This is a genomic window from Paenibacillus sp. MT86 (assembly GCF_058792535.1).
Genome location: NZ_CM179499.1, coordinates 2,964,858 through 2,990,981, shown reverse-complemented (window position 1 = coordinate 2,990,981; position 26,124 = coordinate 2,964,858). Strand labels below are relative to the sequence as shown.

Genomic DNA, 26,124 nt, shown 5'->3' with positions numbered 1-26,124 from the left:
CCCTAGTCTTGGTAAACCCAGCGATTGGAAAGCTTGAATTGTATAAGCGTGACAACAAAGATGAGAATGCCCAGCACCCAGGCAACCGCGCTTGCATAACCCATGTTAAAGTACTGGAACGCATGCTGGAAAATATAATAGACCACCGTGGCCCCGCTATATTCAGGCCCGCCGTCCACCGCCAGCACGTAAATTTGGCTGAACGACTGGAACGCCCCGATGATTCCCATGACCACGACGAAAAAATGAATAGGCGTGAGCAGCGGGATGGTAATCCGCGTCAGCTTGTGCCATGCGCCAGCGCCGTCGATTTCCGCGGCTTCATAATACGTCGAGGAGATGGATTGCAAACCTGCAAGGTACAGCACCATGTTGCCGCCGATGCCGCTCCAAAGCCCGATCAGGATTAACGAAGGCTTCACCCACTCCGGCTTACCCAGCCAGTTAGGGCCGGCAATGCCGAACGTTTCCCACAGAAAATTGCTGAGCAAGCCGTAATCCTGATTTAATATCCACTGCCACAACAGCGATACGGCGATGACCGGCGAAATGACCGGAAGATAATAGATCGTGCGCATGAACGAGATGCCGGCGAATTTACGGTTCATCAGGATGGCCAGCAGCATCGAAAGCACCATGCCGATCGGAATGCCGATCATTAAATAAATCGTATTGTACATCGATTTGTACACTTTCTCGTCGCCCATAAGATCCTTATAGTTGGCGAGTCCCGCCCACTGCGGATCGGATAGCATATCCCATTTGTGAAAGCTGATATATATGGAGAACAAGATCGGCACAAGGCCGAACAAAAGAAACCCGAGAACCGGCGGAGCGACGAACAGATACAACCATGCCAGTTCTCTTCTGCGATACCCGCCAAGCTTGGTACCCATATTCCATTCCACCTTCGCCAGTATTCGATTGATCAGGACGTCTTGATACGGCGGGAGGCGCCGATATCCATGGCTGGCGCCCCGCCTGCTTCATTATTTATTGCCTTTGTCGTAGAGTTCCTGCATCTTCGGCTGGATTTGGGCCGTAAAGTCTTTGGCCGACATCTCGCCGTTCCACACTTTGCTCGCGTTCTGATTGAACGTATCCATCCATTGCGTATCCTTGGAGAAAGCTATAACGTTTGGTCGTCCGTAATCTTGGATAATGTCCAGAAAGACTTGGCGCGTCTGCGGTCCTTTGTCCATTTCCTTAAATTCGCCTTCGGCCATGTTGATCAGGTTGGGAACCGCCTGGCCGAGCTGGTAGTTTTCGCGCTGGCCTTGCTCATCCAGCGATAAGAAGGCGGCCAAATCGAACGCTTCCTGCGGGTGCTTGGATTTTGCCGATACGGCAAATCCCATTGAGCCGAGCCAGGTCGCCGTTTGTCCCGTGTTCGGGCTTGCAGGCCATGCCGCAATATCCCAATCGAAAGGCAGCTCCCAAAATGCCGGCTGATCCCACGGACCCATCGCAAACATGCCTAGCTGGCCGTTAATGAAGCGCGTATACGCATTCATCGCTTGTTCGGCTTCCTGATTCGGGCTGACCTTAAACTTCAAGTTCAGGTCGGCAACAAATTGCATCGCCTCGTAGAATGCGGGCTCGTTGACCTTTACCGTGCCGGTGGCATAATCGATGAATTCCCCGCCGTTGCCCCAAACCGCCGATTCCAGACTGTAAGCGCCTACACCATACTGTTCAGGCTTTCCGTCGCCGTTGTTGTCGACCGTCAGCTTCTGGGCAGCTTCCAGCATGTCGTCCCAGGTCCATTCCCCGGCTTTGGCCGAAGGATACGGCACATTCGCTTTGTCAAACAAATCTTTATTGTAGACAAAAGCCCACGGACCTACGTCCTTCGGCAGGCCGTACAAATCGCCCTCCCCGACCTTGCTGCCGTCAAAACGATAGCGGTCCATGGCCTGCTTCCATACGTTATCGGGATTAAACAATGACGTCTGATCCAGGTATGACTGGATGTTGAGAAGGGTGCCGGCTTCGGCGAAACGGTAAAACTCCGGACCGCCGACATAGAATACGTCCGGCACTTTGCCTGAACTGATCAGCGTTGTCATCTTCTGCGAGTATTCGCCCGGCGGCACCGAAGTGTATTTAACGGTGACGTGCGGATACTTCTCCTCAAAGGAAGCGATCAGCTTTTCGAAAATCTTTTTTTCGTTCGGATTGCCGTGGCCCATAAACTCAATCGTGACGGGTTCCTTCTGGTCCGTACCGGTGGACGCTTCCTGACCTGGCTTCGACGCGTCCGGGTTGCTTGAAGCAGTCCCTCCGTTTGTTCCGTTGCTGCCCCCGCTGCAAGCGGATAACGCAAACACCAGAAGCAGCATCAACATACCTGCAAATTTGCTTTTCGTTTTCATGCGATCCCCCTCTTCTTTAACAAATGATTTGGTTGTAAGCGCTTTACGGAATCATAATAACTTATATTATTATAATTTTATATACTATATTTATTATAAAATTAGTGGTTTTCAGTGGCTTCACGGACGAACCTTTCATTCGTTTACCAGCATGACCGGCACCATAATCCTTCTTGCCTCAAAGGCTCCTTCAATTTGCTCGATCAGCAGCTCAACGGTCAGGCGGCACATTTCCTCTTCATTTTGACGGATAAACGGCACGTGCGGCAGATCCGGCGGATCGAACGTAATCAGCTCCAGATCCTCCGGTACGCGCTTACGGGATGCAACCGCCGATTTATATGCACTTCGGCATAGCTCCGTATTGGCCGTAACGATGCCGGTAATTTCGGGATTGCCGTCTAAAAACTCCCTGATTTTATCGACGGAGTTGCCCGAGGCGATCTCCTCTAACGGGATTAGGCACCATAAGCTTTTGTCGATCGACATCCCGCGTTCCAGAAAAGCCTGCTCGAACCCTTGGGCTCTCTCGTCCGTCACGGTATTCGTAATCTCCGGTGAGATGAACGCGATCGACGAATGGCCATTGTTAATTAAATGCTCCACGGCTTCCTTTGTCCCGTTGACGTTGTCCGAGCTTACGCTGTACGTCTTGATTTCCTTCAAAAACCGGTCGATCAGGACAAAAGGGAAGCGGTCCAGCGACAGCCTTAAAATCGAATCGTTGTATGTCTCGTTTTCAACCGGAAAAATGATGATGCCGTCCACCCCCTGGTTCAAGAAGGACGAGATGACCTTGGACTCCTCGACCTGGGATTCTCGCGTAATTCTCAGCATCAGCTCAAAGCCGGCGGCGGTGGCATATTTCTCGATGTTGTCCAAAAATCGCTGGTCCACTTTCGTTTTCATCGTGGGCAGTACGAGTCCGATCCGTCCGCTTCTGCCCGGACCTGCCGTCCATTCGCCTAACTGATCGAGTGCGGATGCGTTCTCCGGCCTGCTCATCACGAAGGTACCCTTGCCCTGGATCCGGACGAGCAAACCTTCCTCCATGAGTCCGACCAGCGCGTTTTTGCTTGTAATTTGACTGACGCGGTAACGTTCAGACAGTTCCTTCTCGGAAGGGACCCGGTCCCCTTCCCGCAGCTTGCCGATGGCGATCAGCCGCTTGATGTCTTCCTGAATTTTTTTATATAGCGGCAACGATTTCAACGCGCATCACAACCTTTATATTGTAAATAGTATATTTAGTATATTATTATAATATAACTTTCGAAATGTAAATATAAAACTGAACAAACCAGTGATTTGCCTCAAAATATACGAAAAAAAACGGCCTGAACGAAGTTCAGACCGTTTTCACGATGATATTTCTCCTGTGTATCAAGCCAGTATCCTTGATGAACGGATCATTCCGGCCAAATCCATTGGACCGGGACGACCTCCCTTCGAGGCTCGTGCTTACCGGCCAGCTGTTCCGACAACAGATCGACGGCACGCCGGGATACTTCATCCGGTTGCTGCCGGATATAAGGAATGCCTTCAATATCCGGATCGTCAAAGGCGGCGAGCTGCGGTTTGCTCTCCGTCGCCGGCCAAATTTCCCGCATGGCGTAATGGGCATAGCGGGCCAGCTCCGCATTCACGCAAAAGACCGCGGTTACATCACTGCAGCCCTGCAAAAAACGGAGGACCTCCTGCGGTCCGTGTCCCTCCTGAATCGTAACCAAATCCAGCAAGCACCATAGCCTTTTGTCTATCGGCAAGCCCTGCTCCAGAAATGCGGCTTCGAAGCCTTTGGCTCTTTCGTCCGTAACCGAATTCGTAATCTCCGGAGACAGGAAGGCAATGCGCCTGTGCCCCTCCGCAAGCAAACCGGATATGGCTTCGCGTACGCCCTCGTAATTATCAGAGCTGACGCTATAGGTCCGAATCTCCTTCAAAAAACGGTCGACCAGCACCAGGGGGACCTGATCAAGCGACAAACGCAATATTGCGTTATTGTAGCTTTCCTGCTCGACCGGAAATATCAAAAAGCCATCGACTCCCCGTTCCCGGAACTGCTCGATCGCCCGGGATTCTTCCTCCTGCGATTCGCGTGAAATACGGATCAACAGATCGTATTCTCTTTCCGCGCAGTAGCGTTCCAGGCCGTCCAGCAGCTGCTGATCGATCTTGGTTTTCATCGTTGGCAATATGATCGCAATCGTTTTTTTCGTATCCGTCCGGGGCTGCGGTCCTTCCGAAGAGCCCTGCTCCCTAACAAAGGTGCCTTTTCCCCGGTAACGCACCAGAAAGCCTTCCTCCACCAAACCGTTGAGCGCGTTTTTGGATGTGATCTGGCTTACGCCGTACCGCTGAGCCAGCTCCTTCTCCGACGGTACCAAGGCACCTGCCGGAAGCTCGCCGCTCTGAATACTGCGCCGTATATCGTTCTGTATTTGTTTATATAACGGATGCTCCATGTCATACCTCGCTTTTTACGACAGTCCAAACTGAAAAATAATATATATTTAGTATATCTTAATTTATACTAACTGCGATACAATCCATTTTAGAAAGCGCTTTCTAATCTGGATTGGAAGGATTGTTGCTTATGGAACGGAACAAACGCTTTTGGAAGAAACCGCTTGCCTTAATCGTGATGCTTGCGCTTGCTTTAACGTCGTTTCCGTTGTCGCCGGCTCATGCGGCCTCATCCGGGATGGCATGGGCTTCGCAGAAGATTGCTGTCTATACGCCGCCTTCAGGCGGCGTATGGTATCCTCGGCTGCTCAAACTAACGCCGAGCGAATGGCTCGTATCGTTTGACACCAACGCCGGCGGAGGGAACACCCGCATCGTGGTTTCCCGGACGCAGGACGGCGGCTACTCATGGAGCAATCCGGCTACGGCCGTCTCAAGCAGCGCGGGAAATGTTGGGAACGGACAGATGATGAGGCTGCCGAGCGGAGAAATTTGGTTAGCCTACCGTCATGTCGTGCAGAGCGGCTCGACCTATGATATCCAGCTAAACGTCCGGCGAAGCGTCGACGGCGGCTATACTTGGAGCGATTTGCCGGGCGGCTTGATCGGAAGTTCAACCGCCTCCAGTTTTAAAGGTCTGTGGGAGCCGCATTTGGAAATGATTAACGGCACGATAGCCGTCCTTTATGCAGATGACAGTCCGGCGACGGTCGGTACGACCGGGCGGCAAAATTTGTACATGAAAACGTGGAACGGAAGCGGCTGGGGCAGCCGGATTACGGTCAGCGACGGCGTTGCCGCCGGTTCTCGCGATGGCATGCCGGTCATCACGCGGATGCAAGACGGCCGTTATATGACCGTATTCGAAGCATCGGACGTCGCAGGCCACCCTTTTGTCATTAAATATAAAATATCCCCGGACGGCTTGAATTGGTCGGTTCCGCGCCAAACGCTGTACGTGCCGGTCGGCAACGGCAAAAAAGCCGGCGCTCCTTTTGTCGTAACACTTCCCGACGGCCGTCTGATGGCCGCATTCCAAACCGATGAGAGCAGCGCCAATACAGGGGATCCCTACACTTCGATGTTTACCATGATCAGTTCCGACAACGGTGCGACATGGCAGTACAAAACCAACGTTTTTCCGGTATCCGATACGAAGTCTTCCAATTGGAACTCCCTGATGACCGTCGATTCGACCCGCGTCGCAGCCGTGACGAGCGCGACTGATCCGGTTAGCGGAATCTATCTGCGCTTTGGCTATACCGTTACTCCTTCGCAGACGAATCTCGTTAACAATCCCGGATTTGAAACGGCGAATGTAGCTGGCTGGACCACGTACGGCGACGATTACCCGAACCGCATCCTGATTCACGGAGCCAATGACGGCGTCGGGCTTCCCGCGGCGGAAGGCTCTTACTTTGTTGGACTTGCGGGCACGAGCGGGCCTGCAACCGCCTACGTCGGCCAGACCATTACCGGTCTCGATAACGGTACGTATACGATGCGGGCCCGCATGCGAAGCAGCGGAGGCCAGAACAGCTGCGTCATGGAAGTGAAGGACTATGGCGGCGGGATGCGCCAAACGGGCTGCCCGGTCACGACGGCGTGGACGCCTGTCACGATCTCGAATATCCAAGTGACGGCGGGCAAGGCAACGATCGGGTTTTACGTGTCGAACTCCTCCTCTTCCCAATGGGCAGATATCGATCAGGTTGAGTTTTTTCGTAACTGAATGAAGTCAGCTCTCTGCCGAATCCTATCCGGGTCAAACAAACATTGGCAGACTGTCGTAAAGGGACACGCCAGCTAATAAATCCATGAAAGCGAATAATGAAAACTAAAAAGCCGCTAAGAGCGGCTTTTTAGTTTTCTCTTTTCCCAGTCAGTCTGACCATCATGATGTTTCCCGCATTTCACGCTCTTCTTACATCTCCTCTAATGTTGCCTCCGCCACTAGAAAAGCGGTCCCGTCGTATTCATAGCGCAGCCGGACCTCTGCAGGGAAGTTGCCCGGCGATACCTGGATTGGCACCGAAGCATAGAGGGTGTTTTCTTCTACGTCATACCTGACAATGCTGCCAAGTGCGGGCTGGTCCAGCCAAAACCCGGCGTCCTCCTCTTTGTATTCAAAGCTGCGGGTTACGCCGCTCAACGAAAGTTGAAATATCCTTTTCCCGTCTTCCGCCGTCATATGGTAGCTTAGTCTGGATTGTGACGCAAGCACCGGGTCGGCTGCCTTCACTTCGATGAGATCGTCGGTAAGAAGCTTCAATGCGGATTCGCGCATCCCTGTTCCGTAACCGGTTGTCAAAACGATTGCCAGTATATCCTTCTCCTTCCCGCTGCTGCCTGCGGACAGTATCGCGGTTTCCGGATAATAGGATTCGTTACTCACACTGCTCCAATCTGCGAAGGTTCGTTCCGTGTCGCCATATTGAACATTGAACGAACGAATGGTTCCTGCCTCCTTGAACAGAGTACCCGTAATCTTCAGATCCAAGGCTGCATCATCCTTTAAAGTAACGGTTGTTCCTTGATCGTCTCCAGCCTCGAAATCGTCCCGTGGTGTTCCCGTTTCGTCAGTGCTTATTAGTTGGATTTGCGAGATTCGGTGGGTATCATTACGAATGGTAACATCTATCGTTTCCTCATATACCATCGGGATCGAATCCCGGAGCAGCAGACGGAGCTTGTATACCGTTTGTTCAGCATCTGTCGTAATCTCGTTTACGTATATTTCATATACCCAGGGACTGGACACATCATAGCGTTCAAGCGGCCATTTCACCTCGGGATGCTCCCAGATGTCCGGCGTCGGGCCGCCCCAGATGCCAATCTCCCGCTTCAAAAGCGCTGTTGCCAGCGTCACGATCGTACGGTCACTCTCCTGCGAGACTTCACGATCCGCAAGGTTCCACCAATCGAAATCGCCTCCTGACCCGGATACTAAGCCGGATTGGAACGTCCCGCCCTTTGGTACCACCGGACCTGGGCTTACCGGATTAGCGTTTGGTACAGCCTGGTAACCGAACCAGATTCCAACCCCGAACAAGAGCAGCACTACGGGAACAAAGGCACCGATAGTTCGGATCCAGTCCCTGCGGAATTGTTTCTTTTCAACAGCTTGAAGACGTTCCTCCACGGCCTCCATCATGTCCGTCCGGAAACGCTGGTTCTTAAATGGCGGATCAGCCAGCCTTCGATTCCAATCCGGTTTCCAATCATTCATCCTCGATCGCTCCTTTCCATGCGGCGGCCACCTTCTGTTTGGCCCTGAAAATTCTGGACTTTACCGTGCCTGGCGAAAGGCCTGTAATGGCGGATATTTCTTCTATGGATAGCTGATGATGCAGACTAAGCACGAGCGGATCTCGAAATTTAGCTGGCAGCTTCAGTACCTGCTTCCACAATTCATCGGCCTCTGCCCGTTCCAAATATTCCGCTTCGGCTGATGGCGAAATCGGGGTCCGTATCGTCCCCTTCTGCCCGGTGCCGGGAGGTTGCTCGCCCATCAGCACCACTCTGCGCAGGAACGCTCGCTTCAGATAGGAAAGCGCGGTGTTGCGCGTGATTTTCAAAAGCCAGGTCTTGACGGAAGCCTCCCCCCGAAAGGAAGCAAAATGTTGATAGGCTTTAATAAACACATCCTGCGCGACATCATCCGCCGTGTGCGTGTTTTTAGTTATGACGTAGGCATAGTTCCAGACGTCCTCCCCGTAGGATTCCATAAGCATCCGAATGTCCGAAGTTTTCAGCTCCGCGGAATGCTGCATCTGCATTTCCTTCAAAGCAGTTCTCCCCCCTCACCAAAACAGACTCCGTACGGTCGATGAAAGTTCCCGAAATTATATAAATTTGCATAGGTTCATACATATTGGTGCATTGTAGTAATGCAGCTTTTTACAATGGATATATCATCACATGGAGGGATCATTTTGGCAAAGAGCAAACAACAACAGGAAGCACATGGGATCGGACAAGTCGAGCAGCAGCTCAATCATCAAATGGAGGCTGCCGAAGAAATTCAAGGAACGCCGAAATTGGACCGGGAAATTAAAAAAGCCGTTAACCGGCAGGCTGATCCATTAGATGACCTTTCGGAATAAGGAGAATTGTCATGAACAAACTAAGAGCGATTGAAATTTCGGAATCGGCCATTATGAAACATGTAACTTATCAGGATACCCCCATCTATATCCAGCATGTGAATGAGGATGAAACCGCTCGGGTTTATCCGATCGGCAACTCGGAGCAGGAAATGACCGTCCCTTTATCCAGTCTCACGGAGCATCCGTAAGATAGAAGATATAAGCTTCTACAGCCCATTCAAACCTTCAAAAAAAAATCCCATCCAGATTCAGTGGATGGGATTTTTTATTTCTAAAACGCCTTTCTTATAGGCATCAAAAAGCTTGGGACCCTGTTCTGGTCCCAAGCTATAATAAGGAATATTATCTTGTCTTACATGTTGATGCGTCGCTCATAAACTCTTCTTATAAGTTCTTCAATAATTTCATCAGGTGACCGGTCACCCAACCAGGTTTGACCATACATTTGCAATATTTTAATGAGTGGACCATCTTCCCAAAATCCGACGAATTCATCATTGAGGTAAATCTTTTCAACGACATGCTGGTTCATCTCATCGAGGCATTCTTCCAATACTGATTTCGCGACTGGATCGCTAATCCAATCGCTAATCAGGCTGAATTTATGAAATGATACTTCTTCCTTTCCAAAATCACAATACAATCGCTCCATAATTCTTATATCGCGAGAAGAGCTTCCAAGCGCAATTTGGAAATAACCGCTCTCCGCTACCCAGCGGTTATACTTGGTGTTGTAATAAGCAAAGTCTCTTTCTTCAAGTTCAAAAACAATCTGCTGTTTCTCCCCAGGAGCCAACTCGATTTTAGAAAATGCCTTCAATTCTTTCTCCGGACGCGTCCAGGTGCATTCTTCGTCATGCACGTAAAGCTGAACGACCTCTTTCCCTGTTCGGTTCCCGATATTCTCCAGCCAGAAAGAGACCGTGATCCCTGTCTCTGTTTGAGTTGTCTTCATATCCCTATAGGCAAACGAAGTGTAGGATAAGCCATGGCCAAACGGAAACTGCGGAGCGAGTTCCTTTCGATCGTAGTATCGATAGCCGATGAACAGCCCTTCACGATAATACAGCTTGCCGTTTTCACCGCGAATCCTCATATGTGAAGGATTGTCTGAAAGCTTAACCGGAAACGTCTCGGACAGTTTACCGGAAGGACTCACCTCCCCAAACAAGATTTCAGCAATCGCTTTACCCATGCCTTGTCCGGAAAGCCATGAGTGAATGACAGCGGGAACATGCTGAACCCAAGGACGCATCGCCAAAGCTGTACCACTGGTGGTCACCACAATGCACTTCGGTTGTACGGCTGCAATCGCCTGAATAAGCCGAACCTGCTGTTCCGGCAAATCAATGCCCTTCAAATCACGCATCTCGGATTCTGCGTATTCAGGCTGGCCAACGAAGATAACCGCAACATCAGATTTTGCCGCCAATGCAACACTTTCCTTAATCACTTCCTCATGAACGGAGTCATCTTCAGGATAGCCCTCGGCATAACTCAACTCAACGGAAGCTCCAGCCAACCGCTTCATTTCATCAAATGGAATATCCACGCGCGTAGGCGTAACTTTTGCGCTGCCGGCTCCTTGAATTCTAGGTTTTTTGGCAAAACGGCCGATCACTGCAATGGAATGGGTTGATTCTGCCTGGATCGGAAGGATGCCATTCTCATTCTTCAACAGCACAATGCTTTCTGCCGCAGCTTTTCTCGCAAGATTGTGGTACTCCATAGGGGATGCCGGAACAGCTTCTTCCATACCGGTTACACGTTGTACGAGTTTTAGAATACGGGCAACGCTTTTATCGAGCTGCTCTTCTGCAAGAACTCCGCTCTCAACGGCTTTGATAATCGCTTTCGTGTTATAGCCGGCAGGTCCCGGCATTTCGAGATCAAGTCCTGCTTTCAACCCACGAATCCGATCATTCACGGCCGTCCAGTCCGAGATGACGACCCCCTCGTATCCCCATTCTTCTCTCAAAATATCATGCAATAAGTGTTCATTCTCGCTGGTATACGAGCCATTAAGCAAATTATAGGAGCACATGACGGTCCAAGGATCCGATTTTTTGATAATTCGTTCAAAGGCGCTTAAATAAATTTCGCGCAGCGTTCGTTCGTCTACTTCTGAACTCGTCACCATCTTCTCGAATTCTTGGTTATTGCAAGCAAAGTGTTTAAGTGAAGCCCCGACTCCTTTGCTCTGGAGGCCATTGATGAAAGCAGCGCCCAGTTCCCCTGTCAGGCAAGGATCTTCGGAGTAATATTCGAAATTTCTTCCCCCAAGCGGAGTCCGTTTCATGTTGATCCCTGGGCCGAGCAGCAATTCTACGCCCATCTCTTTGGATTCATTACCGAGTGCTTCCCCGACTTCGCGCATCAGTTCCGTGTTCCACGAAGAACCGATAGCTGAGCCAGTGGGATAACATGTTGCCGGAACATTCTCAGTCGTAATCCCCATTTCATCGTCACTGTTCGTTTTGCGGATCCCATTCGTTCCGTCATACATATGAACCGGCGGAATGTTGAGTCTCTCGATCCCCTTGGTCATCCACATGTTTAATCCCGCGCAGAGGGATGCTTTTTCAGTAAGTGTCATTTCCTTTATCCATTCGTTAATCGATGCATTCATTTGTATCCACCCTTTCATATCAAGCTTCTTCTTGGTACTCCCGCTCTTTCTTCAATTCCTGCGCATCGTACAGTTTAAAAAACGGAAACCATACGGCAAACACAATCAGTAAGACAACGGCGAGCAGAATAAGTCCATTGAATCCGGACATGAGGTAAGTCGACACACCGATCGGCGTATACCACAGCTGGAAGATTTTACTAGGAATTTGTGCAAACCCCATATCAAGAGCTAGGTAGACGATGATGGGTGTAATAAGACCATTGATCCACATAGGCACCATCAACAGCGGATTAAAAGCAACCGGCGCTCCATACACAACAGGCTCGTTAATATTAAATAGAGAAGGAATCAAAGTGGCTTTACCAATGGTTTTCAGCTTCTTGGATCTGGAAAACAGGAACCATATCACAAGCGGCAAGGTTGCGCCCATCCCTCCGATTCCAAGCCATCCGGAGAAGAATGTTTCAAAGGTATTAATGTTGACGGGATCCAGTCCCTGCGCCACCAATGCGGCATTATCCTCAATCGCCGGAATCCATATGGCATACCAGATGGGCATCAGAACCCATGGGCTAACTCCGAAGGAGTACAGTACAACTCCAATAAAGTTGAACAGAACAAACCCGATCAGGCTTTGCCCCATAGCATTAATAGGCTCAAACACGCTCACAATCAGTCCAAAGATATCAAAGTGAAGCTGATATACAAGAACCCAGCCGATGCCCATGATCACGGCGATCGGTACCAGGAAGTCAAACCAATCCATAATAAACTCTGGCATGGAAGACCCTTTTTTAAAAAAAGAGAACTTAGCGCAGACATTCATGATGACGGCAATGAAGACGCCTACAATGAGTGCCGTTACCATACCCGCAGGACCGAAACGCTCCAGAACGAACTGAACGGTTCCATCCTCGTTTACGACGGGATTAAGCAGCATGAGGAATAAGGATATGCCGGTCATTCCCGCCAGCAGCTTGATTTTATGTCTCTCCTTCTTCTCCATGACCGTATACGGCGTTAGGAATGCAATAAACAAACCGAGAAGACCGAAGCTGAATGTCGTAATTGGCGTTAAATCCGGCATTCCAGGAATGAAGTCTTGCAAAATTGAAATCAAAGTAATAATGGAACCAATAAAGATCATTGGGATGGCAACCATAATGGCTTCTTGAATCGATGCTATCCAAATGTTATTTGTAATCGCATCCAATCTTGGCGCAAAGGATTCCGTCATCCATTTCATGAAACGCTTCATCTGTTTATTCCCTCCTGTGTTTCTGTTGTGGACATAGCTATAGTATAGATTTCATTGTTAACGCTTACTCGTTGTATATTGCCTCGTCTATGGTCGTTTTTTGTTTATTTCTCGTTTTTGGAGCCAACAAATCTAAGCCGCCAGGATCGGACAGCAAAAAACACCCCTCTCTTATAGAGCGGTGGTGTTCTTGAAGCCTTTAGTGTTTAAAACTGTTTCTCTAAGGTGAGCAATAGGACACCATGCGGTGGAAGAACGATCTCTTTATACCAACCCTGATCCTCTATAGTCTCTGTTCGGATGACAGGGCCGCTTCTTCCGCGAAGATACGCGAGTTCCTCCTCCGTCAAGATTTCGGGTGCTCCCATACGGACCCACTCGTCAAAAACGGAGCCATGATCTCTGTCCATCTGATAAGTCGTGCACTTATAGGTTCCTGAAAGATGAGGAATGTTGACTTGAAACTCCTTGCTGCCCTTCTCCTCGAACACGCCGTAACGGTTATGATTGGACATTTCCGACCAGTCTCCGCTTGAAAACATATGATCCAAATGGACGTAATGATACAGCAGAAGCTGCATGCTCCCATCTTGATTCTGAGTGCCCACATAGCCTTCACCCTTAACGGTTATCTCTTCACCCAATTTCTGAAGAAGCTCAAAGGCGTAATAACTCGGCTTCTTAAGTCCATCCCGATTCATTAAACCAAAACCTCCGTAAAACGGAGAGGATGGAACAAGACTTTCCTCAAACACATCCGTAAAGCACCAAAAAGCCATGGCCTTTACGTCTCCCAGTGTATTCATCGCATGATACATCACAAATGGGGCCATAAACATGGTATCGTGCAGCAGGTGCCGGTCATAGAGCGAAAAGTTCCATTCGGTAATATGCAGCTCCATATCCCGGAAAGAGGCCACCTCCATTTTTTCCTGCAGTCGATGGATGCTCTCTTTATAAAAGGTTGGCGGCATCATTCTCGTCAATATGTTCTGCTCTGCTTTAAGCTGAGGATATTCCGAATAGATATGAAAGGAAAAGAAATCGACCGGAACTTGGTGCCTTTTGCAATATTCCATAAACTCCTCGGTCCATGTGTCGTTCCAGAGTGACCCATAACCTAAAGCCGGGCCCCCTGTTTTTAGTTCAGGCAGAACCGACTTGATCACTCGAACGGTAGACTCATAAAACGAGAAGTATTCCTCCTTGCTGCCTGCCCAGCATACGCCTGATAAATCCGGTTCGTTCCAGACTTCAAAATACCATTGTTTTACTTCCTGAGCCCCATAGCGGTTTAAACAGTGCTGGACGAACTCACGAACCAGCGCCTCCCATTTTGCCTGATCGGCCGGAGGGGAAATATTCCCTCTCCACCAGAATACCGTTTCGCTGGAGCGGCTGAGCAGGGTCGGCATGAAACCAAGCTCCACGAACGGCCGGATGCCCAGCCCAATAAGAAAGTCATACAGCTTGTCAACATAGGCCCAGTTATAGACAGGAGTCCCGTCATCCTGTTCGTTATACACCATCATCTCATCATTAAAGATGCCATGGAAGCGTATGTATTCAAAAGGAATTCGGGCTTTAAGCTCGGTCAGCTGCCGTCGCCAGTCATCGCGCAGCCCTTCAACGGCCCTGCCCGCTGTTGTAATAACGTTCCAGTGCTTTTTGTACCCTGCTGACGTCATCCCCGGCTGAATCTGTATTTGCTCATGATCCGAAACAACCGCTGCTAAAGGGTTGGCCCTCTCCCGTTCTAGATCCGACTTCACTTCCAGATATCGATATAACGACCCCATCGCATTGATCGTATCTAATTCATAATAGTCTCCGCTCGAGGATTCTTCATATGTAAGCGGTTTTCGATTAGGCTTATCCTGAAGCGAGGCAGCGGCTTCACGGTACGAGCTCGGTGTACAACCGTACTTCTCCTTGAAGTACTTATTGAATAGCTTTACGTTCGCAAAACCGCAATCCATCGCAATTTCGGTAATGCTCTTTTCACTTCCCGAAAGCTCCGACTGGGCCTTCTCCAAACGGATCAGCGTTAAATACTTTTGAAAAGGAATACCGATTTTATCGGTGAAGAAGTGAGAAAAATAATGCAAACTTAAGTGCTCTTGTTCCGCCATCGTCTGCAGTGTAATCTTCTCTTTGTAATTTTGATCGATATAGGTTAGAACCCGATTCAACCTTTTATAGTCATAGCTCTTGCCGCCTTCTTCAGCTTCCGGGTTGATTCCTTCCGAAAAATATCGCAATAAATGTCCACATAACGTTTGCAGCCTTCCCAAGGTAAAGCTTCGATAGCCTGGGGACTTCTTGTTCATTTCCCATACCATCTTCGCAAGCTCTTGCTTGATCGTGTCCAATCGGGAACCGGTCGGCTCAGGCTCATTCGCTGAATTACAAGAAATAAAAACGTTATTTTGAAGCCATTCCGGCCCAAACTGAAGCGTTAATAATATATTGTCATGGTCATTCTGCTCAAACTTATGGATCGACATGCTGTTCACCACTACGACGTCGTCCTGATGTAGAACATACTCCTTCTGATCAAGATGCATGATAACAGAACCTTGGAGAACATAGACAATCTCCACCTCTTTATGCCAGTGAAATGGAACATGTTTCACGCTGTTGACAAACAGTTTAAAGGGCATATCCTCTTGATGCTCGATAAATTCATAAAGGTAACGCATAATTTGCCCTCATTTCTAATGAACTGAAACGATATAGCTTTGTTTTAAGTAGCGATTAGATTATTCAGTGTCTCATAGATTACAAACATATTCTTAGATTTTAGAAGCTTATCATTATAGCATGTATCGTTTACGACTTATACATACATTAGAAAACAGGCCATCCGGTACTAGTTTGACGGCTTATCGAATGAAAATCCTCGTTAAGATTAAGATTGCTGTCTAAACTCCTGCGGAGAAACTTGATATACTTTTCTGAACATTTTGGAAAAATGCGAGAAATTATGATAACCAAAGGTCTTGGCTACTTCGGATATGGGGATGGTCGATGTTAAGATCAAATCCTTAGCCTGCGACATCCGGACATGCAATATGTAATCTGTAATCGATTCGCCCACCTCGCGTTTGAACAGACGGGACAGATAAGCTGGATTGAGATGTACGAAGCTGGCAAGCTGTTCTCTTGTGATCGATTCGTGCAAATGTTCCTTAATATAGGATTGTATGCGTTGAATCACGGAGCAGCTTGGATGGAGCTGATCATGAATGACCTGAACGACTTGGAGAACCGTTGCTTTCAATTGTTCAATATTTCGCGGTTGAGCATACAGATGAATTCCTGCCTGATCCTGAAACAACTCCAACGCAGACAGTCCATTTTTATGAAGAATATAATGCACCATTTGCATAAATTCTTGCCGGAAGCCTTCAAGCTCACTAACCGAAAGCTGCGGATATCGGCTCAGCTCTTCCATGCGTCCATGTATCTCTCGCTGCATTTCTTCGAGTTGGCCATGCTCCATAAGGAGGGTCCAGGTGGATATTCGCGGAATCATCGTCTTCATGGATTGGGTGCCTAGTGAAGCCAGCCTGTACACTTGGTTGGATTTATTCAGATTGTTGTATTCCATCTCCAGCAGCTGCCTGTACGTATCGGCAATTTCATACAAAGTGGATCGATTGCCGATATAACAGGAAAAATTACAGCCAAAGTAGGTATAACAGTCCTGAATGTATTTTTCACAGCGCAAGTTCAGTTCATGTGCGGCTTCCCCCTCCGCCCCCTCTTCTCCAGCAATAAGGACGACGTTCACCCCCTGCTTGGTCTGAATGACCTCTCCATGGCCGGCGGGCAGCAGCATTTCGGATGCGCCTTTGCGGATAGCATATTCCATAATTTCTTCATCCTTTGTGCTGAGCTCGCGAAGCCACGATTCCACGCTCACCAGAACAGGCATGAATACAGCCTCTTGCAATCCGCTAAGCTCATGCTCCTCAAGAACATCCGTAACATTAGCTGGGGTGCAGACGATCCTTCCCGAAAATACATCATTCCAAAACTTATCCGTGATCAGGCTTTTTTTCTTCTGCCACAGCTCATAATACGGTTTGTAATGCTCTCGCATATGACGGAGTTCCCGCTCCTGTTTAATCGAATGCAGCGCTTTGGCTATGGTTGCCTGAAGCACATCAAATTCGATCGGTTTTAACAAATAATCGAAGCCATCCAGCTGAATCGCTCTCTTCATGAAGTCAAATGCGGAGTGGGCGGTTAGAAAAATAGTCTCTGTATCGGGAGAAATATCATTCACCCTCTCGAGCAGCTCGATTCCTGTCCCTTTGGGCATTTCGATATCGCAGATCATAATATCAATCGGTGTGCGTTCAAAAACCTGTAATGCATCGCGCATATTATAAGCCTCATACACTTCAGATACCTGCAGTTCCTGCCAATTCACGCCGCTCTTAATTCCCATTACTGCATAGATCTCATCATCTACTATAAGCGCCTTATACATGCGACTACCCCCATACAGATCATCAATATGAAGTAAACTGCTCTACCGTTCGGAAAGGAAGTACAATTCTTATTCTGGCGCCTGAATTCGGAGCATTGTCAAATTCCAGGCGAGCCATATGTCCAAAGATATGCCTAAGACGGTACTGTACATTGGTGATTCCTAGATGCTCCCCTGTCTGATTCTCCATGAAACCGCCCGATTGTAATTTCTCCAGCACTTCCCGGGAGAAGCCGCTCCCGTTATCGGAAATCACGATCTCCAATTGATCATGGATTGGAAGGCTGATATGTATCGCAATATGGAAAGGATGATCCATGAAATCAAATCCGTATTTGATTGCATTTTCAATAAACGGCTGAATTAAGAGCGGCGGAATTGCCGCTTGGTCTGCCCCCTCCGAAATGTCGATTTCATAGGTGACTCGCTCTGGAAAACGGACCTGCTGGATTTTGATATAACTCTCCATATGCTCCATTTCTTCGGCAATCGTTACCGCGATTTGATTCGTCTTCGTTGTAAAACGAAAGTACTTGACGAGGTTCATGCACATGAGCTGGATCACGCTATAATTCTTGATTTCAGCCAAATTGTAGACGATATTGATGGAGTTCAATAAAAAATGGGGATTGATTTGGAGCTGTAAATGCTTAAGTTCGGCCTGATGCGCCTTGATCTGTTCCTCGTAAACGCTGATCTTCAGCTCATGAATCTCGGAGGCCATGCTGTTGAATGTTTCGTTGATCATGGTGAATTCCTTCGCTTTAGAGGCATGAAGCCGCGTGTCCCAGTCCCCGTGCTTGATCCTGCGCATCCCGCGGACAAGATTGTTCATGGGCTTCAGGATGATCTCATTGAGATAAACCAAATAGATAATCAGAATGATGAATGCCACGATGGATATGATGATAATCCCTCGACGAAAGTGATACAGATTCTTCAGCATCTGGGACTCGGGTACAAAAGCGCTGAGTATGACATCCGTGCCCTGAATTTGATTCATGACTACGATATATTTTTGATCATCCTTCTTTACGATTTGATAGACTTCGTTGGATTCAGAGGCGAGAGCGGTATTCAGGCGGTTCGTTCCGATAGCCGACGTATTGGTAATCAATTCACCCTGCTCATTCACAAAGCTGGCAAAGCCATATTCCAGATGAATCAAATCCAGCGGAATCATCAGGTTCTCCAGTTCCACAAACGCCCCGAGGTAAAAATCATCTCCCGTATCCACCAGTCTGATCAATGCGTATTTATGCTGGCTGTACTCAATCGCCTTCCATTCGCGGAAATAGGCGCTGTCCGGTCCAACCTCCTTGACCAGCTGTTCAATGGTCGTTTTGATGGACAACAACTCATCGTAAGATTGGGTCTTGATCGGTGTACTGAATAAATCCTGCTTCTGCACGGAGTAGATAAATTGAAGATCGACGCTGTTGTCAAAACGATGATAACGCGTAAGCGCATTCAAAATTCTGGCCTTGGCAAGAAAGTACTCGTCAGGGTCATTGAGAAGCTGTGAGAGTGCGGCAATATTCGGATCTTCAACGGCAATGTTGTACAAAAAATTCGTTTCCTTGTTCAGGGCAGCCTCGATCTGGTGCGAATAAAGTATCATCGAATTTTTATTCGAGTCCGCTACCTGCTCCCTGATCGTATTGGATGCATAGTAGTTATTGTAGAGAAGCAAGGTAACAAGAGGAACCGCGATCGTAACGAAACCGATGATTAGCTTAAAGCGAAGCGAGTCTTTAATATTCAACATAGCATACACTACCTCGGCTCCATGGAAAGGTTGGCAGAATGTGCTTCTGCAGTATAGCAGGCCATCTACACTCTGAGTATAGTCACATACGGGAAAAAAGGGAATCCCTTATAGGACATACAACGATAGTCCCGATTCGGAATCCCCCTATTCCCTTAGCTTCGTTATTTCTGAGTTTCTGCCCATGCGGCCAGCTGCTTTTCAACCTCAGCTTTAACCTTGTCAAAGCCGGCAGATTTCCGTTTTTCTTTCCATTTAGCAATAATTTTCTCCGGATCAACGGCTCCCGATTTTAAAGTAGCCCCGAACTCTTTCTCGACATTCGCTATGGAGGCCATCTCCGATTTAACCGGTTCTTGATCAAAGGCAAAGCCAAGCGCGATAGAATGCTCCGCTCGTTCATTAAACTTCTTGAACTCTTCCCATTTATTCGGATCTTCATTTACCCATAAATAAGAATTGAACTGGTTCCCGAACATCCAGCCTCCCGGATTAGGATAGCCTTGCGTGTCCGCGTTCACGCCTTCAGGATAATCGATCACGTTATCCGATTTCTTCACATAATGTTTGCCTTCGATCCCCCAGTACAGCATATTGAGCAGCTTAGGATCACTGTACAGCAGATTAAGGAACATCATGGCTCTTGCAGGATCCTTAGAGGTTCGCGAAATTCCGAGCATCGCCCCCTGCGCGTCACCTGTCGTCGTAAACGGCTCCGCCGTCTCTACCTGCACAACTTCTACACCCGATGTTATGCTCATTTCCTTGTCTTTCCCCGGCTTTAAGGATTGGGCAACCGCAAAGGCTTTGCCCGCCTTAATCATATTCATGCCCTGATCCGCGTCTGATGTCAGGATATCTTTATCAAACCAACCGTTCTGATTCCACTGATGCATCCGTTTGTAGAATTCGATGAATTTTGGATCCTCCAGGGTATCCACGGCTTTCAACTCCGTACTTCCCCGCGGAATCGAAAGATTGGCAACGATGCCATCATAATTGGCTGCATCCCAAATATTCGTAAACTTGCTTGAAACAATTGGAATCACGCCAGGCTCATTGTCTTTAATCGTTTGGAACATCGCTTCCATATCTTCCAGGGTCTTAACCCCATTAATATCGAACTTGTATTTATCTACAAGCTTCTTGTCGAGAAGGAATCCGAATCCCTGTCCGAATTCTTTCTTGGTCGGAAGCGCGTACAGCTTGCCGCCGATTCTGGAGCCTTTAATAAAATCCTCACCCAGAATGCCCGGAATATCTTTGCCGTGTTGGGCCATTAATTCGTCGAGGTCCAAGTACTGCCCTTTGGCGACATCTTTCGCGTATGAGAACCAGCTGGCTGTGAACATCAAATCAAAAGGCTCATTGGAGATTTTCATTAAATTGGTTTTATCATCCCAGGAAGCCCATTCGATAGGCTTGAGCTCAATCGTCGCATTGATCTTCTCCGTCAGATATTTGCTCATTTCTTCCTGAACAAGCTGCAAGTCTTTGGGAGCGGTTGCCGGATATACGAGCGTTATTTTATAGGGTTCCGTTTGGGCTTGTTTCCTCCCTGTATCCGTAGCATTTTCGGTCCCCCCCTTACTGCAGCCTGTTAATGCAAGCATTCCGCAAAGCATGATCATAAGCACCAGATAATGCGCTTTTTTCATATCCCTAAGTTCTCCTCTCAACAATAAACTTTAATCTAAGGCATGAAATGGAGTGCAAATCGCCTAACCTGCCCCACCTCCTCTATTGAACGATCGCATGGCTGCTAACCTTTCACGGCACCGGTTGTAATCCCGCTGATGTAATACTTCTGGAAGAACGGATAGGCGAACATCAAGGGGGCAATGCCGACAATGGCAAGTGCCATGCGGACGGTTTCCCTTGGCATCTTGGCGAGCAGGTCCCCGACTTGAGCCGAACTGTTAGACTTCATTAGAAGATACTGAATGTTCGTGAGCGTCTTTGTCATCAGATATTGGATGTTATACAGCTCGGGTTTATCGATAAACAGCATGCAGTTGTACCAGTCATTCCAATAGGACAACGTGTTAAACAGTCCAATCGTGGCCATAATCGGCAAAGAAAGCGGAACGACGATTTTAAAGAAAATCTTCAGTTCGCTTGCACCGTCAATCGTCGCGGATTCAACCACGGATTCCGGGATGGTCGAGGCGAAAAAGCTTCGCATGAGCAGGACATTGAAGGCGCTTAACAGCAGGTTGGGAATGATCATGGCGAATATCGTATTTTTCAGGTCAAACATATTCACATACGTGATATACCAAGGTACCATACCGCCGCCAAACAGCATAGTGAAAAAAATATAAAAGGAAATGGTACGGCGAAACGGCAGCTCGGGTCTGGATAACGGATAAGCAAAAAGCGCTGTTATCAAAAGGCTTACGACGGTTCCAACCAGCGTGGTCAAAATCGTAACGCCGTAAGCTTTCGCTATTTCCGAAAAATCATTGAATAAAAATTGATAGGCCGCAAAGCTGATTTGACTGGGAAACAATGAGTACCCGTTCTGCAGGATGGAATCTTCACTGGAGATCGACACCATAAAGACCAGGATGAACGGAATTAACGAAGCAACTGTAAATGCCCAAAAGAACAGGTGAATCGATGATGCGCCGATCCATTTTTTCGTACTCAACACTTTCACCATCTCTGCCTCCCTCTCTGTTAAAATAAAGCGTCGCGTTTATTAATGCGCCTTACTGCCGTATTCGCTACCAGGATGAGCACCAAACAAACGACGGATTGATAGAATCCAGCCGCTGTCGACATGCCGATATCTCCAGATTGAATCATGGCACGATAGACAAAGGTATCGATGGTATTCGTGGTCGGGATCAAAGCGCCTGTATTCATAGGTACCTGATAGAACAATCCGAAATCGGACCGCAGAATGCCGCTGACGGCGAGCAGGGTCATGGTGGTGATGACTGGCAAAATAAGCGGGATGGTGATCCGGGTCATCTGCTTCCACTTGGTTGCACCGTCAATTGTGGCGGCTTCATAATATTCTTTGTCTATTCCGATAATGGAAGCGAAATAGATGATGGATAGATAACCAACGTTCTTCCATGCATTGACGATGACCAGGATGTAAGGCCAATACTTCGGTTCCCCGTACCAAGATACCGCCTCAGAACCAAACCAATGGATCAATAATCTGTTCACAAGACCGCTATCCACGTTCAAAAAGCTGTAGACCAGATAGGCGACCACGACCATCGAAATGATATGCGGCAGCAGGAATGTGCTTTGATAGAACCGGCTGATCGCTTTATCCTTAATTTCATTAATCAGCAGCGCTACCAGAACGGCTAACACCAGGTTGAGCACAATAAAAACGAAATTGTAAAGGAAGGTATTCCGAGTAATGATGTACGCATCCTGTGAGTTGAACAAGAACTTGAAGTTATCGAACCCTGCCCACGCACTTCCCCATATACCATCGACATAATTATAGTTTTTGAATGCTAGAATCACGCCGTACATGGGGACATAGTTGTTGATGAACAAGTAGACGATCCCCGGCAATGTCATTAGCAGCAGCCACTTATACTTCTTTAGCCTCTTCCGTAAATGAGACGAACCCCTCATGTTCCAGCCCCTTCTTATCACGTCATGTAAACCTTTGCATCCTCATTCTATAACCGATGTTTCCGGTCAACCACTATCCATATGACTTTCTGATACCACAATGGTGACTTCTTCTCACCCGGCTTCAAATGGCAATTGACAGCTTCAACCAGACTCATTATGCTAGGGGCGTAATCGCTGTCATGGCTCATATGAAGATCTGGACAGATGGTATGAATAAGGGGTGTTGGCGCAAATGAGAAAATCATTGCATTTTAAGTGGAATGGCACGTTTAAGATCGTACAGTTTACCGACACGGAATTTTGTGAACCGGATGAGGAAGAAATGCAGATGAAGGCCATGATGAAGAGTATTCTGGAGAAGGAACAGCCGGATTTGGTGATTTATACCGGGGATGTCATTGCAAGCAATAAAAGTCCGAATCCCATTCAAGCTTTTAAAGATGCGGTATCGGTCCCCGAAGAAATGCACATTCCATGGGCCGCCGTATTCGGCAATCATGATTCCGAAGCTGCTGAAATGACTCGTGAGCAGCTGCACTATCTCCAGCTATCACATCGGTACTGTTATGCACAGCCCGATCCGCCGAATGTCCACGGGGTAGGCAATTATGTGCTTGAAATTCTGGACGGGCTTCACCAGCCGGCAGCCGCCTTGTTTTTTCTGGATTCGGGGAGCTACTCACCGCTTGAGCATCTGCGGGTTGGATTCTATGACTGGATTCGCCGAAGTCAGATCGCATGGTATACGGAAGCGTCTCATCGTCTGACCGCTAGAAACGGAGGTGAGCCCCTCCCTTCACTCGGCTTCTTTCATATTCCTCTGCCGGAATACAATGGCATCTGGGATTTCTCGGTCTGTTACGGACAGAAGTTAGACGCCTATTGCTGCGCACCGCTCATCAATACCGGATTTTTTGCGGCCATGCTGGAAATGGGCGATATCATGGGAACTTTTGTAGGCCATGACCATGGGAACGATTTCTGGGGAACGCTGCATGGAATCCGTCTTTGTTATGGTCGTACGTCCCGCAATGCTTATCTGGATCGACCATTTCAACCTGGAGCAAGGGTGATCCAATTAACGGAAGGCCAGCGGAGCTTTGAAACGTGGCTTCATCTAGAAGATGGAAGCATCGTTCATGATCAGCCTGCGCATATACCCGAAGGGCGCGCTCTTAAGATCGAATCGACTTAGACTGAATTGTCTGTATCTATTTAGATCGCACTAAAAGGCTGTTAAAGTTTTGGATGCAAAAAAAGGGAGTGCCCCAAAAGGTCCATTGACCTGGGGCGCCCCCTGTCTGTCGTATGATAATGCGTGAATGAATAAGAAGTTACGTGTCCTTCATTGGTACATGTTACCCTCAATCATCGTCCACTGCACTTGATGCCTTTCATCCATCAGAACGAGATCCGCATCGTATCCGACCTCGATTTTTCCCTTGCGAGATAAACCAAGAATATGGGCAGGCGTTGTTGAAGCCATGCGCACGGCATCCTCCATCGAAATGCCGTTGGCTTCGGTCAGACGCAACGCTTCATTCATAGTCACGGTACTCGATGCTAAAGTGCCGTCCGCAAGCCTGGCAATCCCCTCGGAAACGGTGACGTGATGACCACCAAACATATAATTTCCATCACCTAATCCCATCGCCTGAAGCGCATCCGTAATAAGCACCATGCCTTCCGGCCCTTTGAGACGATGCATTAATCTGACAATGGCCGGATGAAGATGGACTTGATCGACAATCGCTTGCAGGCTTACATGCGCTTCTTCGAACGCGGCTACAATCAGTCCGGGATCTCGATGGTGAATCGGTCTCATGCCGTTAAAGCAATGGGTTACATGACTCGCTCCGGCTGTAAAAGCCAGCTTTGCTTCCTCGTAAGTAGCATCGGAATGAGCTACGGCAATCACGACGCCCTGCTCTTTCAAAAAGGATATAAGCTCCAAGCCTCCAGGCAATTCCGGGGCGATCGTTACCATTTTGATCAGCGAGCCCGCTTCCCGAATAATCAACTTCATTTCTTCCAGATTCGGGTGGCGAAGATATTTTTCGTTTTGCATCCCTTTACGCTTCGGATTCAAATAAGGGCCTTCCAAATGAATGCCGGCGATCCTTGCCCCTTGTTCTCGTCCGATGACAGCTTTTACGCTGCGGATCATGTTCAATAAATCCTCTATCGTTGAACTCACGGAAGTTGCCAGAAACGAGGTGCAGCCGGTTGCCGCACAAGCGCGTGACACTTCTTGAATGCTGTCCTCGGTTCCATCCATCATGTCATAGCCGTTGGCCCCATGGATATGAACATCAATCATCCCCGGTATAAGCCACATTCCGTTTCCATCAATCCGTTCAGCATCGCCTTCGATTGTTTCAATTTCTTGCGTTGGTTCTATTCTCTTCAACTTTCCGTTCGAAATCCAAACCGTTGCAGAAGGAAGTATTTGATGAGGCAGGTGGACTTTGACATGTTGAATGATTTTGTTGTTCATTATGGCTCAACTCCGTCCTGTGGGTTATGAGTCTGACATTCTATGAGCGTAATATTTTTCTGGTCTAATATTTCTTGTATGTCAACGGGGATCGATTGATCGGTTACAATAATATCCACATGATCAAAGTCCAGCTTGAACCTTGATTTCACCGTGAATTTGGTATGATCCGCAACAAGTATGACCTGATCCGAGCGCCGGGCCATCTCCCTCTTCACCCGGACATCGTCTTCATATGGATAATAGAGTCCGTCAGTCTGGATTGCCGTCGCACCGATGAACGCTTTGTCGGCGCGGATTTCACTGATTTTATCGATGACGGAAGGACCGTATAATAATCGATTTTGGGTATGCAGATAACCGCCGAGCACGTAGATGCTCAGATCTTCTCGTTTGGAAAGTATCCCTACATTATCTATGGAGTGCGTAACCGCGGTTATCTGTTTCGCTTGAATATGCTCCGCAACAAATTGTACGGTCGTAGATACGTCCAAGAATACCGTTTCGTGGTCCCGAATCAGTTTAGCGGCATGCTTGCCGATCACGTTCTTGCCTGTGGGCTCATCAATAAGTCGTTCCTGATATGAAGTCAGTTCCTTTTGCAGATCAGGCAAGGCTACCCCTCCGTGTGTTCGAACAACCACTCCTTCTTGTACTAATCTGACAATATCCCTGCGTGCGGTATCCCGCGACACTTGAAAAAACGAGCATATCTCGCCAACACTCATCGTTTTATGTTGTTTTAAATAATCCAGGATTTTTACGAGTCGTTCTTCTTGGAACACATCTCATTCCTCCTCTGTTTAAGCATTTGTATTATATTTATAAGTATATATAAGCAATTAAAAACAAACAATAAGTATTTATAAGTTTATTCTTGTTATTACAAACACTAAAAAACCACGA

At 48.0% G+C, this 26,124-nt stretch carries 20 protein-coding genes; 4 read left to right on the top strand and 16 right to left on the bottom strand.

The window, feature by feature from the left end; all coding sequences use genetic code 11:
* Nucleotides 1-2 precede the first annotated feature (2 nt).
* The 4 genes from AC3RCL_RS13235 to AC3RCL_RS13220 form a co-directional block, all read right to left on the bottom strand.
* Nucleotides 3-896, bottom strand: a complete 894-nt coding sequence (locus tag AC3RCL_RS13235) for a carbohydrate ABC transporter permease (RefSeq protein WP_492535675.1) — start codon at nucleotides 894-896, stop codon at nucleotides 3-5.
* Between the two features lie 93 nt (nucleotides 897-989).
* A complete protein-coding gene (locus tag AC3RCL_RS13230; RefSeq protein ID WP_492535673.1) occupies nucleotides 990-2,375 on the bottom strand; it encodes an ABC transporter substrate-binding protein in 1,386 nt (461 codons plus the stop codon).
* 135 nt (nucleotides 2,376-2,510) lie between these two features.
* Entirely contained in the window at nucleotides 2,511-3,587 is a 1,077-nt protein-coding gene (locus AC3RCL_RS13225) for a GntR family transcriptional regulator (protein ID WP_492535672.1), read from the bottom strand.
* A 197-nt stretch (nucleotides 3,588-3,784) separates the two neighbouring features.
* Complete coding sequence (locus AC3RCL_RS13220) at nucleotides 3,785-4,840, bottom strand: GntR family transcriptional regulator (protein ID WP_192571604.1); 1,056 nt, start codon at nucleotides 4,838-4,840, stop codon at nucleotides 3,785-3,787.
* A gap of 131 nt (nucleotides 4,841-4,971) precedes the next feature.
* Between AC3RCL_RS13220 and AC3RCL_RS13215 the strand changes: the two genes are divergently transcribed.
* Nucleotides 4,972-6,573, top strand: coding sequence for a hypothetical protein (locus tag AC3RCL_RS13215; RefSeq protein WP_492535671.1), 1,602 nt, complete (start codon nucleotides 4,972-4,974; stop codon nucleotides 6,571-6,573).
* A gap of 192 nt (nucleotides 6,574-6,765) precedes the next feature.
* On the opposite strand, the gene AC3RCL_RS13210 is transcribed toward AC3RCL_RS13215, so the two are convergent.
* A complete protein-coding gene (locus AC3RCL_RS13210; RefSeq protein WP_492535670.1) occupies nucleotides 6,766-8,070 on the bottom strand; it encodes a hypothetical protein in 1,305 nt (434 codons plus the stop codon).
* Entirely contained in the window at nucleotides 8,063-8,629 is a 567-nt protein-coding gene (locus AC3RCL_RS13205; protein WP_404564512.1) for an RNA polymerase sigma factor, read from the bottom strand. The genes AC3RCL_RS13210 and AC3RCL_RS13205 overlap by 8 nt, the downstream gene beginning before the upstream one ends.
* A 147-nt stretch (nucleotides 8,630-8,776) precedes the next feature.
* On the opposite strand from AC3RCL_RS13205, the gene AC3RCL_RS13200 reads away from it, so the two are divergent.
* Together AC3RCL_RS13200 and AC3RCL_RS13195 are read left to right on the top strand one after the other, a co-directional pair.
* The gene (locus tag AC3RCL_RS13200) at nucleotides 8,777-8,947 is read left to right on the top strand and encodes a hypothetical protein (RefSeq protein ID WP_404564513.1); all 171 of its coding nucleotides are present in this window, start codon (nucleotides 8,777-8,779) and stop codon (nucleotides 8,945-8,947) included.
* Between the two features lie 11 nt (nucleotides 8,948-8,958).
* A complete protein-coding gene (locus AC3RCL_RS13195) occupies nucleotides 8,959-9,138 on the top strand; it encodes an H-type small acid-soluble spore protein (protein ID WP_404564514.1) in 180 nt (59 codons plus the stop codon).
* Nucleotides 9,139-9,302: 164 nt separating this feature from the next.
* Here the strand turns inward: AC3RCL_RS13195 and AC3RCL_RS13190 are convergent, their stop codons facing one another.
* The 8 genes from AC3RCL_RS13190 to AC3RCL_RS13155 all read right to left on the bottom strand — a co-directional run bounded on the left by AC3RCL_RS13190 (nucleotide 9,303) and on the right by AC3RCL_RS13155 (nucleotide 22,718).
* A complete protein-coding gene (locus tag AC3RCL_RS13190) occupies nucleotides 9,303-11,579 on the bottom strand; it encodes a beta-glucosidase family protein (protein WP_492535667.1) in 2,277 nt (758 codons plus the stop codon).
* A gap of 19 nt (nucleotides 11,580-11,598) precedes the next feature.
* Nucleotides 11,599-12,840: a PTS sugar transporter subunit IIC gene (locus AC3RCL_RS13185; protein WP_492535665.1), complete on the bottom strand. Its 1,242-nt coding sequence runs from the start codon at nucleotides 12,838-12,840 to the stop codon at nucleotides 11,599-11,601.
* A 206-nt stretch (nucleotides 12,841-13,046) separates the two neighbouring features.
* Complete coding sequence (locus AC3RCL_RS13180) at nucleotides 13,047-15,542, bottom strand: GH39 family glycosyl hydrolase (protein WP_492535664.1); 2,496 nt, start codon at nucleotides 15,540-15,542, stop codon at nucleotides 13,047-13,049.
* A 209-nt stretch (nucleotides 15,543-15,751) separates the two neighbouring features.
* Nucleotides 15,752-17,341 carry a helix-turn-helix domain-containing protein gene (locus AC3RCL_RS13175; protein ID WP_492535662.1) on the bottom strand — a complete coding sequence of 530 codons (1,590 nt, stop codon included), beginning with the start codon at nucleotides 17,339-17,341 and terminating at the stop codon, nucleotides 15,752-15,754.
* Between the two features lie 22 nt (nucleotides 17,342-17,363).
* The gene (locus AC3RCL_RS13170; RefSeq protein WP_492535660.1) at nucleotides 17,364-19,109 is read right to left on the bottom strand and encodes a sensor histidine kinase; all 1,746 of its coding nucleotides are present in this window, start codon (nucleotides 19,107-19,109) and stop codon (nucleotides 17,364-17,366) included.
* Nucleotides 19,110-19,273: 164 nt separating this feature from the next.
* Complete coding sequence (locus AC3RCL_RS13165; RefSeq protein ID WP_492535658.1) at nucleotides 19,274-20,767, bottom strand: ABC transporter substrate-binding protein; 1,494 nt, start codon at nucleotides 20,765-20,767, stop codon at nucleotides 19,274-19,276.
* A 104-nt stretch (nucleotides 20,768-20,871) separates the two neighbouring features.
* A complete protein-coding gene (locus AC3RCL_RS13160) occupies nucleotides 20,872-21,774 on the bottom strand; it encodes a carbohydrate ABC transporter permease (protein ID WP_176502412.1) in 903 nt (300 codons plus the stop codon).
* 17 nt (nucleotides 21,775-21,791) lie between these two features.
* Entirely contained in the window at nucleotides 21,792-22,718 is a 927-nt protein-coding gene (locus AC3RCL_RS13155; RefSeq protein WP_213578911.1) for an ABC transporter permease, read from the bottom strand.
* A 235-nt stretch (nucleotides 22,719-22,953) separates the two neighbouring features.
* Here AC3RCL_RS13155 and AC3RCL_RS13150 point away from each other — a divergent pair, with 235 nt between their 5' ends.
* Nucleotides 22,954-23,916, top strand: coding sequence for a metallophosphoesterase family protein (locus AC3RCL_RS13150; RefSeq protein ID WP_492535655.1), 963 nt, complete (start codon nucleotides 22,954-22,956; stop codon nucleotides 23,914-23,916).
* A 150-nt stretch (nucleotides 23,917-24,066) separates the two neighbouring features.
* Here the strand turns inward: AC3RCL_RS13150 and nagA are convergent, their stop codons facing one another.
* Together nagA and AC3RCL_RS13140 are read right to left on the bottom strand one after the other, a co-directional pair.
* Nucleotides 24,067-25,218: an N-acetylglucosamine-6-phosphate deacetylase gene (gene nagA, locus AC3RCL_RS13145; protein ID WP_492535653.1), complete on the bottom strand. Its 1,152-nt coding sequence runs from the start codon at nucleotides 25,216-25,218 to the stop codon at nucleotides 24,067-24,069.
* The gene (locus AC3RCL_RS13140; protein ID WP_486047226.1) at nucleotides 25,218-26,003 is read right to left on the bottom strand and encodes a DeoR/GlpR family DNA-binding transcription regulator; all 786 of its coding nucleotides are present in this window, start codon (nucleotides 26,001-26,003) and stop codon (nucleotides 25,218-25,220) included. Before AC3RCL_RS13140 ends, nagA begins: the two co-directional genes overlap by 1 nt.
* Between the last annotated feature and the right edge of the window lie 121 nt (nucleotides 26,004-26,124).